This is a genomic window from Brevibacterium pityocampae, assembly GCF_039541555.1.
GTDB classification, from domain to species: Bacteria; Actinomycetota; Actinomycetes; order Actinomycetales; family Brevibacteriaceae; genus Brevibacterium; species Brevibacterium pityocampae.
On the sequence record NZ_BAABGL010000010.1, the window covers coordinates 70,647 to 85,101 of the forward strand.

At 69.7% G+C, this 14,455-nt stretch carries 15 protein-coding genes; 4 read left to right on the top strand and 11 right to left on the bottom strand.

The features are described 5' to 3' along the window. Positions 1–72 precede the first annotated feature (72 nt). The 3 genes from ABD883_RS08480 to ABD883_RS08490 form a co-directional block, all read right to left on the bottom strand. Positions 73–384 (bottom strand): thiamine-binding protein, encoded by a 312-nt coding sequence (locus ABD883_RS08480; protein ID WP_137319431.1) that lies wholly within the window; start codon positions 382–384, stop codon positions 73–75. Between the two features lie 41 nt (positions 385–425). Beyond that, positions 426–1,613 carry an acetyl-CoA C-acetyltransferase gene (locus ABD883_RS08485; protein WP_137319430.1) on the bottom strand — a complete coding sequence of 396 codons (1,188 nt, stop codon included), beginning with the start codon at positions 1,611–1,613 and terminating at the stop codon, positions 426–428. 287 nt (positions 1,614–1,900) lie between these two features. Then, entirely contained in the window at positions 1,901–2,395 is a 495-nt protein-coding gene (locus ABD883_RS08490; protein ID WP_265808557.1) for a Dps family protein, read from the bottom strand. A gap of 336 nt (positions 2,396–2,731) precedes the next feature. Here ABD883_RS08490 and ABD883_RS08495 point away from each other — a divergent pair, with 336 nt between their 5' ends. Continuing rightward, entirely contained in the window at positions 2,732–4,333 is a 1,602-nt protein-coding gene (locus ABD883_RS08495) for a cell division protein (RefSeq protein WP_295687653.1), read from the top strand. A 101-nt stretch (positions 4,334–4,434) separates the two neighbouring features. On the opposite strand, the gene ABD883_RS08500 is transcribed toward ABD883_RS08495, so the two are convergent. Continuing rightward, positions 4,435–4,740, bottom strand: coding sequence for a hypothetical protein (locus ABD883_RS08500; protein WP_247425370.1), 306 nt, complete (start codon positions 4,738–4,740; stop codon positions 4,435–4,437). 29 nt (positions 4,741–4,769) lie between these two features. On the opposite strand from ABD883_RS08500, the gene nucS reads away from it, so the two are divergent. The 3 genes from nucS to ABD883_RS08515 are packed head-to-tail and all read left to right on the top strand — an operon-like array spanning position 4,770 to position 6,962. Next, positions 4,770–5,465, top strand: coding sequence for an endonuclease NucS (gene nucS / locus ABD883_RS08505; protein WP_295687656.1), 696 nt, complete (start codon positions 4,770–4,772; stop codon positions 5,463–5,465). 28 nt (positions 5,466–5,493) lie between these two features. Continuing rightward, positions 5,494–6,576 carry a pirin family protein gene (locus tag ABD883_RS08510; protein ID WP_295687659.1) on the top strand — a complete coding sequence of 361 codons (1,083 nt, stop codon included), beginning with the start codon at positions 5,494–5,496 and terminating at the stop codon, positions 6,574–6,576. Then, positions 6,573–6,962, top strand: a complete 390-nt coding sequence (locus tag ABD883_RS08515; protein WP_295687661.1) for a GNAT family N-acetyltransferase — start codon at positions 6,573–6,575, stop codon at positions 6,960–6,962. Before ABD883_RS08510 ends, ABD883_RS08515 begins: the two co-directional genes overlap by 4 nt. 77 nt (positions 6,963–7,039) lie before the next feature. Here ABD883_RS08515 and ABD883_RS08520 read toward each other — a convergent pair whose 3' ends face one another. The 7 genes from ABD883_RS08520 to atpA form a co-directional block, all read right to left on the bottom strand. Further along, a complete protein-coding gene (locus ABD883_RS08520; protein ID WP_295687664.1) occupies positions 7,040–7,972 on the bottom strand; it encodes a hypothetical protein in 933 nt (310 codons plus the stop codon). Positions 7,973–8,245: 273 nt separating this feature from the next. After that, positions 8,246–9,550: a UDP-N-acetylglucosamine 1-carboxyvinyltransferase gene (gene murA / locus ABD883_RS08525; RefSeq protein ID WP_247425365.1), complete on the bottom strand. Its 1,305-nt coding sequence runs from the start codon at positions 9,548–9,550 to the stop codon at positions 8,246–8,248. Next, positions 9,550–10,014, bottom strand: a complete 465-nt coding sequence (locus ABD883_RS08530) for a DUF2550 domain-containing protein (protein ID WP_137319423.1) — start codon at positions 10,012–10,014, stop codon at positions 9,550–9,552. Before ABD883_RS08530 ends, murA begins: the two co-directional genes overlap by 1 nt. A gap of 20 nt (positions 10,015–10,034) precedes the next feature. Beyond that, on the bottom strand, positions 10,035–10,292 hold the full coding sequence (locus tag ABD883_RS08535; RefSeq protein WP_137319422.1) for a F0F1 ATP synthase subunit epsilon: 258 nt from the start codon (positions 10,290–10,292) through the stop codon (positions 10,035–10,037). A gap of 4 nt (positions 10,293–10,296) precedes the next feature. Then, positions 10,297–11,751 (bottom strand): F0F1 ATP synthase subunit beta, encoded by a 1,455-nt coding sequence (atpD, locus tag ABD883_RS08540; RefSeq protein WP_137319421.1) that lies wholly within the window; start codon positions 11,749–11,751, stop codon positions 10,297–10,299. 35 nt (positions 11,752–11,786) lie between these two features. Then, entirely contained in the window at positions 11,787–12,734 is a 948-nt protein-coding gene (locus ABD883_RS08545; protein WP_295687671.1) for a F0F1 ATP synthase subunit gamma, read from the bottom strand. 37 nt (positions 12,735–12,771) lie between these two features. Beyond that, a complete protein-coding gene (gene atpA, locus ABD883_RS08550; RefSeq protein ID WP_345031379.1) occupies positions 12,772–14,430 on the bottom strand; it encodes a F0F1 ATP synthase subunit alpha in 1,659 nt (552 codons plus the stop codon). Positions 14,431–14,455: the final 25 nt, after the last annotated feature.

A 14,455-nucleotide genomic window follows, 5' to 3' on the forward strand; every position in this document is an offset into this window, starting at 1 on the left:
GACGTCCCATGCTCCGCCCCGTCCACAACGGCCCGGCGCGTGCACGGCGATTCGGCGCGAGCGCGCGTCGGTTCAGTCGGCGCGCTCGTCGAGCGCCTTCTCCAGCCGATCGAGCTTGCCGGTGAGCTCACCGGTGTACCCCGGCCGGATGTCGGCCTTGATGACGAGCGAGACGCGCGAGCCGAACGCCCCGACGGCCTCGGTGGCCTCCTTGACCACGGCGAACACCTCGTCCCACTCGCCCTCGATGGTGGTGAACATCGAGTCGGTGCGGTTGGGCAGACCGGACTTCCGCACGACCTCGACGGCCGCGGCGACGGCGTCGTGGACGGAGCCGGTGGGGTCGTCGCCGCCCGAGGGGGCGACGGAGAATGCGAGGAGCATGATCGATCCTTCCTTCGGAGAACGTCGGTACGCGGGGTGCGTCAGGTCGCGGGGACCTCGAGGACGAGCGCGTCGCCCTGGCCGCCGCCGCCGCACAGTGCGGCCACGCCCTTCCCACCGCCGCGCCGCTGGAGCTCGAGCGCGAGGTGGAGCGCGACACGGGCGCCCGAGGCGCCGATCGGGTGGCCGAGCGCGACGGCCCCGCCGTTGACATTGACCTTCGAGTCGTCGATCCCGAGGTCCTTCATGCTCGCCAGGCTCACCGCCGCGAACGCCTCGTTGATCTCGTAGAGATCGAAGTCCGCCGGGCTCATGCCCTCCTTCTCCGCGGCGGCCTTGATCGCCTGCGAGGGCTGGTGCTGCAGCGTCGAGTCCGGCCCGGCGGTCCAGGCGTGGGAGCGGATGACGGCGAGGATCGGCAGACCGAGCTCCTCGGCCTTCTCCCGCGAGGCCACGACGACGGCGACGGCCCCATCCGAGATCTGGGAGGCGGAGCCGGCGGTGATCGTGCCGTCCTTGCGGAAGGCCGGGCGGAGCTTCCCCAGGGATTCGGCCGTGGTGTCCGGGCGCACGCCCTCGTCCTCGCTCACCACGGTGTCGCCCTTGCGCCCGCGGATGGTGACCGGGGTGACCTCATCGGCGAAGCGGCCCTCCTGCCACGCGGCGGCGGCGCGCTGGTGTGACTGCGCGGCGTAGGCGTCCTGCTGCTCGCGGGTGAACTCGCCGTCGCCGGTGTTCGCGGACTCGGTGAGACCGCCCATCGCCTCGTCGGTGAAGGCGTCCCACAGTCCGTCGTAGTCCATGTGGTCGCGGACGGAGATGGTGCCGTACTTGTAGCCCGCACGCGACTTCTCGAGCATGTGGGGGGCGTTCGTCATGGATTCCTGGCCGCCGGCGACGACGAGGTCGTACTCGCCGGCGCGGACGAGCATCGCGGCCTGGGTGATCGCGTTGAGCCCGGACAGGCAGAGCTTGTTGACGGTGATCGCCGGCGTGGACATCGGGATGCCGGCCTGGGCGGCAGCCTGCCGCGCTGGCCCCTGCCCGCAGCCGGCCTGGAGGACCTGGCCCATGATGACGTACTCGACTGCCTCGCGTGCCACGCCCGCGCGGTCGAGGGCGCCGCCGATCGCCTCGGCGCCGAGGTCGACGGCGCTGAGCGATCCGAGTGCTCCGGACATCCGCCCCTGCGGGGTGCGCGATCCGGCGACGATGACGGCTTCGGTCATGTTCTCCTCCTTGAGCAGCCGACCGGCGGGGCGTCCCCGGCGATCGGGCGATGATGGTGGGTGCGTCCGGCACCCGGCCGGCCGCGCGGCGCACCGGCCCTTCGGCGCGCTCCCGTGCTCCGTCCAGGGTATCCGAGGACGTGATGGCCGACACAACCGCCGGCCGAGGCGGCCCGCGGACCGGCACGTGCCCGATCGGGATCAGGCCGGAACCGCACGCACCCGCCCCACCGGTGACGGCGGAACGGGTGCGTGCAGGAAGCGTGGGCCGGGGGCCGCCGAGGCGGTCAGCCCTTGAGGTTGCCGGCGCCGTCGTCGAGGTGCGCGCGGAGGAACCACTGGAACTGCTCGAGCTCCCGGGTCTGGGCGGTGAGGAGGTCCTCGCTCATCGGATCGATCTCCGCGGTCGCGGCGACGGCCTCGCGGTGGGCGGCGTTGACGTCGTCGTAGACGGCGTCGAGCGCGGCGATGTGCGCCTGGGTGCTGGCCCGGTCGAGCTCGTACTTCATGCCCGGGCGATCCCAGGCCACGCGGCTCGGCACACCGTTGGGGCTGCTGCCGAGAGCGGCGATCCGCTCGGCGATCTCGTCGGCGAAGCCGCGGACGAGCTCGACCTGCGGGTCGAGCATCTCGTGCACGCCGATGAAGGCGGGCCCGACGACGTTCCAGTGCGCGTGCTTGAGGATGAGGTGCAGTGCGTTCATCGCATCGAGCCGCTCCTGCAGGATGCCGGCGACCTTCTCGCCTTCGGCCTCGCTGAGTCCGGGAAGGGTGTAAGCCATGGGTGTTCTCCTCTGCTGCGTGTGACGGATGGACGGGTGAGCACTTCCGCCGTGGCACTCGAGCGGCCGGCGGCGTCTGCGCTCTCGATCGGTTCAACACGGACCGCGGTGCCGGTATTCCGCCCGCACCGCCCGCCCCCGGGTGAGATCCCTCGCATCCGCACCGGTGACGCCCAGGCCCCGGGTGCGATCCGCCGGGTCGTGGCCGATCGGGCACATCCGCTCGGAGGTCATACCCATGAATCCTCAGTAGAGTGGACCGAGAAGCTGAAGAGCACCGGTGAGACAAGGATGGGAGTCGAGAGAGTGACGCCTCTGGAAGAGTTCCGCACTGCAATGCGCGGATACGAGAAGAATGAAGTCGATGCCCGGATCGGGCAGCTGCAGACCGAGATCGATTCGCTGCGCAAAGCGCTGGCAGATGCACGGAGCCAGGTGATCACCGCCGATCGCGCCAAGCTGCAGATCGCCGGCGAGCTGTCCGAGGCGAAGCAGCAGCTCAAGAAGGCCGCGAACGACAGCGCCGAGGCGTCCGGCCCTCCCGGCAGCCGGATCGACCACCTGCTCAAGATCGCGGAGTCCCAGGCCCGCGAGACCCTCGCGCAGGCGACCGCGGACGCGGAGACGATCCGCAACAAGGCCCGCGCCGATGCCGCGAGCCAGCGCGCCCGGATGCACACCGAGAGCAACGACGTGCTCAACAAGGCCCGCTCCGAGGCCGAGGCGATCACCGCCTCGGCGGAGCTGCGTGCCGAGGAGACGATCAAGGCCGCGGACTCCCGTGCCGAGGAGCTCAAGGCCACCGCTGCACGCGAGGCCTCCCAGCACACCGACTCCGCGCAGGCGGAGGCCGAGCAGAGCCGCGAGACCGTCAAGCGCGAGATCGCCGCGCTGCGTGCGGACGCCGAGAAGGAGGCCGCCGACATCCGCGCGAAGGCGAAGAGCGAGGCGGACTCCATCCTCGCTGCCGCCCACGCCGAGCAGGAGAAGGCGAAGAAGGCCGCGAACGACCTCGAGGTCGAACTCGCCGACAAGCGCCAGCAGGCGGAGAAGTCGGAGAAGGAGCGCTTCGACAAGGCCACGGAGGAGAACGCGAAGCTCATCTCCGAGGCCCAGGCCCGCGCCAAGAAGGCCGACGAGGAGGCCAAGGCCGCCGCCGAGCGCGCGGAGACGACCCGCAAGGAGGCCGTCGAGAAGGCCGACCGCATCATCGCCGACGGACGGAAGCGCTCGCAGGAGCTCATCGCCGAATCCCGTGCCACCGCCGAGGCGACGATCGAGGAATCCGCCGCCGAGGCCAAGCGCAACGTGTCGAGTGCCCAGTCGCAGGTCGACCTGCTCACCAAGCAGCGCCGCACCATCACCGCCCAGCTCCAGCAGCTGCGGTCGATGTTCGCCGCTCCCGGACTCTTCGACGGCGTCGACATGACCGAGGACAAGTCGGATCAGGAGGCCGCCGCCGCGCTCCCCACCGAGAAGATCGCCTCCGGCTCCGAGCTCGACGACCTCACCGCGCCTGCGGATGCGGAGAGCGCCGCGGCCGCGGCGCAGGAGTCCGGCACGACCGACGGCTCCGGCTCCTCGGGCGCTGCCGGCACCACCGGCGGCGGGGCGCAGAAGCCCGGGGCGCGGAAGCTCGATGAGAAGCCTGCCGGCACGCCCGGCGCCTCGGGCTCCTCGCAGACCGGCGGCCAGCAGCCGAGCGACCGGAAGAACGACGGTGAGAAGCCTGCCCCCGCGCGGCAGTCCGAGGGCGGAACGAAGGCCGATGGCACCGCGAAGCCCGATGGCGCCGCGAAGACCGCCGCCGGGTCGAAGGGTTCCGCGAGCGGTTCCGGCGGCTCGGGGCCGGCCGGCGCCTCGGCGGGTGGAAAGGCTCCGCAGGGCGGCCGACCCGCCCGCGACCCGAAGTCGCGCGACTTCAACCGGCTGCGCTGAGACGGGCGGACACCGACCCGACCCCCGCACCGCGGACGATCCCGCCGTTCATGTCGAACGGCGGGATCGTCGTGTCCGGGGTGTGCAGGGGGCGGCTGTGCTCAGCGGCGCCGGCGGCGGGCGTTGAAGCAGGAGGTGTGCCAGTGGCGCCGGAACGAGACGCCGGCGGCCACCGCGAACTCGTCCTCGGAGCGCCAGGCGACGGTGTGGGCGATCGATGCCGGGAGGTCCTGCCGGCAGCCCGGGCACACGTAGGTCTTCCCCGAGCTGGTCCCGCGAACGTGCTGCACCACCCACTGTCCATCGGGTTCGTCGTGCACGCGGCGCAGGGAGTTGAGGGACAAGCTCAGATCGCGCGGCTCGCGGGACCACTTGTTGGACCGGCGGGAGGAGGACGAACGTGGCATGGCCCGATTCTCTCACGTAGGGTTGCAGGGTGCGTGTGGTGATCGCGAAGTGCAGTGTCGACTATGCCGGAAGGCTGACGGCCCATCTGCCGACGGCTGACCGGGTCCTCATGATCAAGGCCGACGGCAGCGTCCTCGTCCATTCCGACGGCGGATCCTACAAGCCGCTCAACTGGATGACCCCGCCGTGCACCCTGAGCGTGTCGGAGCCGGACGAGGACCAGCGGGCAGCCGGGTTCACCGAGATCTGGACGGTGACCCAGGCGAAGACCGACGACCGCCTGGTGATCTCGATCGCCGAGGTGATCTCCGAGACCGTGCACGACCTCGGCGTCGATCCCGGTCTCGTCAAGGACGGGGTCGAGGCGCACCTCCAGGAGCTCCTCGCCGAGCACATCGAATCGCTCGGCACCGGGTACCAGACCGTCCGCCGGGAGTACATGACCGCGATCGGGCCCGTCGACATCCTCGCGAAGGACGCGCTCGGCACCTCGGTCGCGATCGAGATCAAGCGGCGTGGGGGGATCGACGGTGTCGAGCAGCTCACCCGCTACCTCGAACTCCTCAATCGCGATCCCCTCCTCTCCCCCGTCAGTGGGGTCTTCGCCGCGCAGGAGATCAAGCCCCAGGCCCGTGCGCTCGCGGAGGACCGCGGCATCCGCTGCGTCGTCCTCGACTACGATGCGCTGCGCGGGATGGACGACCCCGAGACCCGGCTCTTCTGAGACCGCCGGCCGCTGCCGAAGGAGCCCGATGACGAATCACGAGATCGACCCGGCTGAGTACGAGTGCGCACACGTCACCTGCGCCGATGCCATCGACATCATCACCGCGCGCGAGGTGCCGCTCGGCGGGCTGCGGGCGATGACCGTGCGCCGCACCCTCCCCCAGCGCAAGCGCTCGCTCATCGGCCCCTGGTGCTTCGTCGACCACTTCGGTCCCGACGATGTCGCCGCCACCGGGGGCATGCAGGTCGCCCGCCACCCGCACACCGGGCTCGCCACCGTGACCCTGCTGTTCCACGGCGAGATCGAGCACATCGACTCCACCGGCTTCTCCAACATCGTGCGGCCCGGCGAGGTCAACCTCATGATCGCCGGCTCCGGCATCTCCCACTCGGAGTTCTCCTCCGATGCCACCGAGCAGCTCCACGGCGTCCAGCTCTGGTACGCGCTGCCCGACGCGCTGCGCAACGGGATGCCGGAGTCCCAGCACTTCGTCCCCACCTGGGCCGAGGTGCCCGGCGGCCGGGTGCTCACCTACCTCGGCTCCTTCGCCGGGCAGAGCTCGCCCGTGGACACCCGTGTGCCCGCGCACGCCGCGGAGATCCTCGTCGATGCGGGGCAGACCGTCGAGGTCGACCTCGATGCCTCCTGCGAGCACGGTGTGCTGCTCGACTCCGGTGCGCTCACGCTCGGCGTGCGCGATCACGAGCAGACGGTGGCGCCGGACGAGCTCGCGTACCTCCCGTCGGGTCCGGATGCGCTGAGGCTCACCGCCGGGCCCGAGGCGCCCGCCCGGGTGATCGTCGTCGGCGGGCGGCCGTTCGGGGAGAGCATCGTCATGTGGTGGAACTTCGTCGGACGCAGCCACGACGAGATCGTCGCCTACCGTCGCGCGTGGCAGACCGAGATCGGTCGCGCCGAGGACGACGGCGCCGATGGCGCCGGTGCCGCTGAGCCGCTGGGCGACGGCGAGGGCGGTGACACCACCGCCGAGCCTGTGGGCGACGGCGTCGAGGGGCCGCGGTTCGGCACCTTCCCGCCCGACCAGCCCGAGCCGATCCCGGCGCCCCCGCTCCCCCGCGTCCGCATCAAGCCCAGGAGGCAGTCATGAGCGATCCTGTCATCGAAGTCACCGACAACCCTGCCGAGCACCGCTACGACATCACCGTCGACGGCGCGCCGGCGGGGTTCTCGGCCTACCGCGACACCACGGCGCCCCGCGGCGGCGGGAGCGGATCCGGTGAGGGGGACGCCCCCGGCGGGGGTTCCTCGGACCCGGCGCAGCAGCGGATCCTCTACCACACGGTGATCGACGAGGCCTTCTCCGGCCGGGGGCTCGCCTCCCGGCTCACCCGGGACGCGATCGCCGCCGCCGTGGCCGAGGGCTTCCGGATCGTCCCGCTGTGCCCCTACGTCAAGTCGTGGGTGGGCAAGCACGACGAGTTCGCCGACCACATCGACCCGGTCAGCAGCGCCCACCTCGCCCTCTTCTCCTGACAATTTCCGAAGGTTCCTGAGAGCGATTCCGCGCGTCTGTGCGATCTCACGATGCAGGACCTCACGGACCCCCGACCTCATGCCCCGAATCCCCGGACCGTCGGCGAGGCGTCCAGGGCAGCGGCCGTGAGCGCGACGACCTCGGCCTCGGGCATGTCCTTCGTCACCCGGGTGCGTCGCCAGCCCTCCGACTCGAACGCCTGACCGCGCTCGATGTCGACCGCCCACTGGACGGGGTCGGTCCGGTGGTGCTCCCCCTCGTACTCGACGGCGAGTCGCTGCTCGACGTAGCCGACATCCGGATGGATCGTCCGACCGAGCGCTCGGATGTGGACGGGAGGATGGACGACCGGCTCCGGGAGCCCGCCGTCCACAAGCACGAGTCGCAGAGAAGTCTCGCGCGGCGAATCCACCCCCGGCCGCGCGCGGTCGAGCGCGGCGCGGAAGGTCGACCTGCCGCGGTACCGGACCGGCGCCTCGGCGACGGCGCGGAGCGAATCCAGGGTGGCGCTCGCCTCTCCGTGCCACGTGCCGAGCAGGCAGTCGAGGGCGATGGTCATGTCGCGCACGCCGAGCATCCCGGCGATCTGCCGCAGCGTCTGATCACGTGCGACGATCCGCAGGTCCCACTCCTCGACGACATCGAGCAGCTCCGCCGAATGCCCTTTGACACCGCGGCGGCGGATCGGCACGACGCCGATCATCGAGGTCACGTGGCTGTGGCGGAGCAGATCCTGCGGGACCGCCATGCCGTGGAGGACCGCCGCCGAGGTGTGGCTCGCGGCGCAGTCCGGCCGCACGTGCTGGAGGCCGAGCTGGCGCAGATGGATGGTCTTCCAATCCTCATCGGCCCAGTCGGGGATCTCGATCGTCTTCCGCCACTCCGGGTGCTCGCGCACGCCGTGATGCGGTGCACGGACATGTCCGCGCGCGGTGACGGAGTACGAGGACAGGTCGTAGGAGTCGTGATCGTCGGGGTTGAAGTACAGGGGGATCCGGTGTGCAGCCATGCCGGCACGCTAGACAGAGCGTCGCCCCGGCACCAGTGCGCGCCCCGGCCTGTGGACTGTTGCGGGCGCCGGCTCACGATTGTGACACCAGGACGCCGCGGCTGTGACCTCGCGACGCGGGCGATGACATCGGGGGCGCCTTCGCCACCGGGGAACTCCACCGGTCGCTGCGCTGCGACCAGCACCCGGACCCGTCACGGGACACAGTCGGCGGCGCGCTGACCTTGCGAAGAATCGCGGAAACGCTCTCAGGAATCTTCGGAAATTGAGGTCTCAGGGGCGGTCGAAGTCGAGGAGATCGGGCTTCTCCACCCGCTCGACCTGCGCACCGAGCGCCTGGAGCTTCTCCACGAAGTACTCGTAGCCACGATCGATGTGATCGACACCGGAGATCTGCGTCTGCCCGGTCGCGGCGAGCCCCGCGAGCACCAGACCCGCCCCGGCCCGGATGTCCGAGGCCTCGACCTCCGCCCCGGAGAGCTGCGGCACCCCGGTGATGAGCGCGTGGTTGCCGTCGATCGACACCTCCGCGCCGAGCCGGGCGAGCTCGTTGACGAACCGCCAGCGCGCCTCGAAGAGGTTCTCGGTCAGCAGCCCCACACCGTCGGCCACCGCGTTGAGCGCGATGACGAAGGGCTGAAGATCCGTGGGGAAGCCGGGGAACGGCAGGGTCGACACACGGATGCTGCGCGGCCGCTCGGTCCCACGCACCCGGAACGCGCCGCCGGGGTTGTCGGTGTCGCAGTCCGCGACCTCCGCCCCGGCGTCGCGGAGCTTGTCGACGACGATCGGCAGCAGGTCGAGGGACGCGCCCTCGACGGTGAGGTCGCCCCCGGTGATCGCGGCGGCGAACGCCCAGGTCCCGGCGACGATCCGATCCCCCACGCAGCGGTGCTCCACCGGCTGCAGGCGGGCGACGCCGTCGACGGTCAGGGTCGAGGTGCCGATCCCGGAGATCCGTGCGCCCATCGCCACGAGCATCCGACAGATGTCGACGATCTCCGGTTCGCGCGCCGCGTTCTCGATGACGGTCCGGCCCTCGGCGAGCGTCGCGGCCATGACGAGGTTCTCCGTCGCCCCGACCGAGGGGAACGCGAGGTGGATGTCCGCCCCGCGCAGGCCGTCGGGCGCCTCGGCGATGAAATATCCGTGGTCGAGGTGGACGGTCGCCCCGAGGAGCTCGAGGCCGGCTTTGTGGAGGTCGAGCCCGCGCGAGCCGATCGCGTCGCCGCCGGGCAGCGCCACGTGGGCGGCGTGCATCCGACCGGTGAGCGGGCCGAGAACGGAGATCGAGGCGCGCATCGCGCGGACGAGCTCGTAGTCCGCCTGGATCCCGGCCTCCTCGGGCACGTCGATCGCGACCGTCCCGGCCTCCGGGTCGTAGTCGATCCCGCAGCCGAGGCGTCCGAGCAGCTCGCACATGATCGACACGTCGAGGATGCGCGGCACATTGGTGATCACGGAACGGCCCGGGGCGAGCAGGGTCGCCGCCATGAGCTTGAGCACGCTGTTCTTCGCCCCGCGGACCTCGACGGAGCCGGACAGCACAGCGGGGCCGTGGACGGTCAGGACCTGCATCAGGTGAATCGTCCCATCGTGAGATTGGAGCCGGGAGGAGCCGACTCGAGCCAGGAGGAGAAGGCCGAGAGCGCCTCGGAGTCGAGGGCGAGGAGCACGTCCCGGGGATCCCCGTCATGGGTGCCGTAGCGGCACGTGATGATCTGAGCATCGGGCAACACCGCGTACTGCTCGTCCGGATCAGGCGCATTCCGCGCGGTGATCTCGAGATCCGAGCGCGGCAGCAGGAAGGCGGGGCGCCGGCCGAGGCTGAACACGGGGTACCACGCGAGAGCGGTGACGGTGAACACCCCGACCCCGAGACGCCAACGTGGGCGACGGGTACCGTCGCCCACGCGGGTGGAGCAGTCGAATGCGCCCGACAGACGGGTGATCGAGCGGCGTCGCATCGAGAACAGTGCGACGACGAGGATCGCCAGCCCTACCAATGAGAGCAGAACAATCAGTAGGGAGGAGGGGTTCACGTCTGCCAGTGTAGCGAAGCTCAGACGAGTTCGGCCTGGTCGGCGACCACGGTCACGCGATCGTTCTCCACGGACAGGAACCCGCCATCGGCCTGAGCCGTGAGGTGCTCGCCGTCCGCGGTCACGATGCGCACCTGCCCGCCGGCCACGATGCCGAGCACCGGCTCGTGGCCGGGCAGGATGCCGATCTCGCCCTCGGTGGTCTTGGCCACGACCCGGCGGGCCTCGCCGGACCACACAGCGTGCTCGGCGGCGACCACGGTGACCTGGAGACTCATCGGATCAGCCCTTCTTCTGGAGCTCGTCGTAGTTGCGCAGCACGTCGTCGATCGCGCCGACGTTGAAGAACGCCTGCTCCGGGATGTGATCGAAGTCGCCGTTGCAGATGCCGCGGAAGCCCTCGATGGTGTCCTTGATCGACACGGTCGAGCCCTCGACACCGGTGAACTGGAGCGCGGTGTAGGTGTTCTGGGAGAGGAACTGCTCGATCCGGCGCGCGCGGTGCACGGTGAGCTTGTCCTCCTCCGAGAGCTCGTCGACGCCGAGGATCGCGATGATGTCCTGCAGCTCCTTGTTCTTCTGCAGGATCTGCTTGACCTCGGTCGCCACGTCGTAGTGCTCCTGACCCACGTAGAGCGGGTCGAGGATGCGCGAGGACGAGGCGAGCGGGTCCACGGCCGGGTAGAGGCCGCGCGAGGCGATGTCACGGCTGAGCTCAGTCGTCGCATCGAGGTGCGCGAAGGTCGTCGCCGGGGCCGGGTCGGTGTAGTCGTCGGCCGGGACGTAGATCGCCTGCATCGAGGTGATCGAGTTGCCGCGGGTCGAGGTGATGCGCTCCTGCAGGACACCCATCTCGTCGGCCAGGGTCGGCTGGTAGCCCACGGCCGAGGGCATGCGGCCCAGCAGCGTGGAGACCTCGGAGCCGGCCTGGGTGAAGCGGAAGATGTTGTCGATGAAGAGGAGCACGTCCTGGTTCTGCACATCGCGGAAGTACTCCGCCATGGTCAGACCGGTGAGCGCGACGCGCAGGCGGGTGCCCGGCGGCTCGTCCATCTGGCCGAAGACGAGCGCGGTCTTGTCGAGCACGCCCGACTCGTCCATCTCGAAGATCAGGTCGTTGCCCTCACGGGTGCGCTCGCCGACGCCGGCGAACACCGATACGCCGCCGTGGTCCTGGGCCACACGCGTGATCATCTCCTGGATGAGCACGGTCTTGCCCACGCCCGCGCCGCCGAACAGGCCGATCTTGCCGCCGAGCACGTAGGGGGTGAGGAGGTCGATGACCTTGATGCCGGTCTCGAACATCTGGGTCTTCGACTCGAGCTGGTCGAAGTTCGGCGCGCTGCGGTGGATCGGCCAGCGTTCGGTGATCTCGTAGGGCTCGTCGATCATCGAGCCGTTGAGGACGTCACCGGTGACGTTGAAGACCTTGCCCTTGGTCACGTCGCCCACGGGCACGGTGATCGGGGAACCGGAGTCGACGACCTCCTGGCCGCGGACGAGGCCGTCGGTCGGCTGCAGGGAGATCGCGCGGACGATGCCGTTGCCGAGCTGCAGCTCGACCTCGAGGGTGACCTTGCGGGTCCCCTCGGACAGCGTGACCTCGGTGGTCAGCGCGTTGTAGATGGCCGGCACGGAGTCGAGCGGGAACTCGACGTCCACGACGGGGCCGATGACGCGGGAGATCCGGCCAACGGTCCCCTGTGCCTGGGGGGTTTCCGTAACTGTGGCAGTCATGGTCTTCTTTCTTCTCTGCTCTCGTAGGTGACCGGTCACTCGCCGCCGGAGGCGGCGAGGGCGTCGGCACCGCCGACGATCTCAGTGAGTTCCTGAGTGATCTCGGCCTGGCGGGCCGTGTTGGCCAACCGGGTGTAGGTCTTGATGAGTTCGTCGGCGTTGTCCACCGCAGTGTTCATCGCCTGCTGGCGAGCCGCCTGCTCCGCCGCCGAGGCGTTGAGCAGGGCGGCGAGGATCCGCGAGTCGATGTAGCGCGGGAGCAGCGCATCGAGCACTTCCTCCGCACTCGGCTCGAACTCGTAGAGCGGGAACACCTGATCCTGCTCGAAGCTCGGCGCGGTCGGCTCGGTGCGCACCTCGGGCACGCTCGAGTCGTCCTCCGCCTCGACGACCTCGAGCGGGATGAGCCGACGGTACTCCGGCTCACGGGCGATGCTCGAGATGAAGCGGGTGTAGACGAGGTAGATCTCGTCGACCCCGCCGTCCTCGACGGGAGTGTGGAACGCCTCGACGAGCTGCTCGCCGATCTCACGGGCGTGAGCGGCCTCCGGCGCCTCGGAGAACCCGGTCCACGCCCGGGCGAGCTCGCGCTCCCGGAAGGTGTAGTAGGTCTCCGCCTTGCGGCCGACGGTGTACAGCGACACCTGCTTGCCGTCCTCGCCGAGCATGCGGACGAGCTCCTCGGCCTCACGGATGACGTTCGCCGAGTAGGCGCCGGCGAATCCGCGGTCGGGGCCGATCACGACCACCGCGGCCCGCTGCGCGTTCTCGGGCTCGGTGGTGAGGGTGTGATCGACGTTCGACTGCGTGGCGACGGCGGACACCGCACGGGTGAGCGCATTCGCGTACGGGCTCGCGGCCTGCACGCGTCCGATCGCCTTCTGGATCCGGGACGCAGCGATGAGCTCCATGGCCTTGAAGATCTTCCGCAAGGACTTCGTGGAGTTGATCTTCGCCTTGAAGACCCTCTGCTGGGCTCCCATCAGATGTTCCTTTCGCTAGCGAGCGTCATGGGGTCGGTCAGGCCTTCTTGGCCGAGGACCCGCGCGACTGCTTGACGATCTTCTCCTGCTGCACCTCGTCGGCCTGGGCGGAGTCGAACTCCTCCGAGCCGGCGTGGATGCCCGCATCCGAGGACGGCTGGAAGCCGGCCTTGAAGTCGGTGATCGCCTGATCGAGCTCGCTGATGATCTCATCGGAGAGCTTGGCGGTGAGATCACGGATCGTGTCGAGCAGATTCGTCTTCCGCTCGAGGTGTTCGTGGAACTCCGCTTCGAACCGCAACACGTCCTCGACCGGGATGTCGTCGAGGTGACCCTCGGAGCCGGCCCAGATCGACACGGTCTGCTTCTCCGCCGACATCGGGGAGAACTGGTTCTGCTTGAGCAGCTCGGTGAGGCGGGCGCCGCGGGCCAGCTGCTGCTTGGTCGCAGGATCGAGGTCCGAGGCGAACATCGCGAAGGCCTCGAGCGAGCGGTACTGCGCGAGCGAGATCTTCAGCGTGCCCGACACACCGCGCAGCGGCTTCGTCTGGGCGGAGCCGCCGACGCGCGACACCGAGATGCCGACGTCGACCGCGGGGCGCTGGTTCGAGTTGAACAGATCCGACTGGAGGAAGATCTGGCCGTCGGTGATCGAGATGACGTTCGTCGGGATGAAGGCTCCGACGTCGTTCGCCTTGGTCTCGATGATCGGCAGGCCGGTCATCGAACCGCCGCCCATCGCGTCCGACAGCTTGGCGCAGCGCTCGAGCAGGCGGGAGTGGAGGTAGAACACGTCGCCCGGGTAGGCCTCACGACCCGGCGGACGGCGCAGCAGGAGGGAGATCGCACGGTAGGCCTCGGCCTGCTTCGACAGGTCGTCGAACACGATGAGGACGTGCTTGCCCTCGTACATCCAGTGCTGGCCGATGGCCGAGCCCGCGTAGGGGGCGAGGTACTTGAAGCCGGCGGGGTCGGAGGCCGGGGAGGCGACGATCGTGGTGTACTCGAGCGCACCCGACTCCTCGAGGCTGCGGCGCACCGAGGCGATGGTCGAGCCCTTCTGGCCACAGGCGACGTAGATGCAGCGGACCTGTTTCTTCGGGTCGCCGGACTCCCAGTTGGCCTTCTGGTTGATGATCGTGTCGAGCGCGATCGCGGTCTTGCCGGTCTTGCGGTCGCCGATGATGAGCTGGCGCTGTCCGCGGCCGATCGGGATCATCGCGTCGATGGCCTTGAGGCCGGTCTGCAGCGGCTCCTTGACCTCCTTGCGGTCCATCACGCCGGCGGCCTGGAGCTCGAGCTCGCGGCGGCCGGTGGAGGCGATCTCGCCGAGTCCGTCGATCGGGTTGCCGAGCGGGTCGACGACGCGTCCGAGGTAGCCGTCGCCGACCGGGATCGACAGGACCTCGCCGGTGCGGTAGACGTTCTGCTCCTCAGCGATGCCTTCGAAGTCACCGAGGATGACGGCACCGATCTCGCGCTCATCGAGGTTCTGGGCGAGGCCGAGGGTGCCGTCCTCGAACCGGAGGAGCTCGTTCGCCATCACGCCGGGCAGGCCCGAGACGCTGGCGATGCCGTCACCGGCGGTGATGACCTTGCCGACCTCGGTCTTGTCTCCACCCTGCGGGTTGTACGATTCGACGAACTTCGCCAGGGCGTCCCGGATCTCCTCCGGACGAATTGTCAGTTCCGCCATCTGGTTTCCCTGCTTCCTTGTTTTC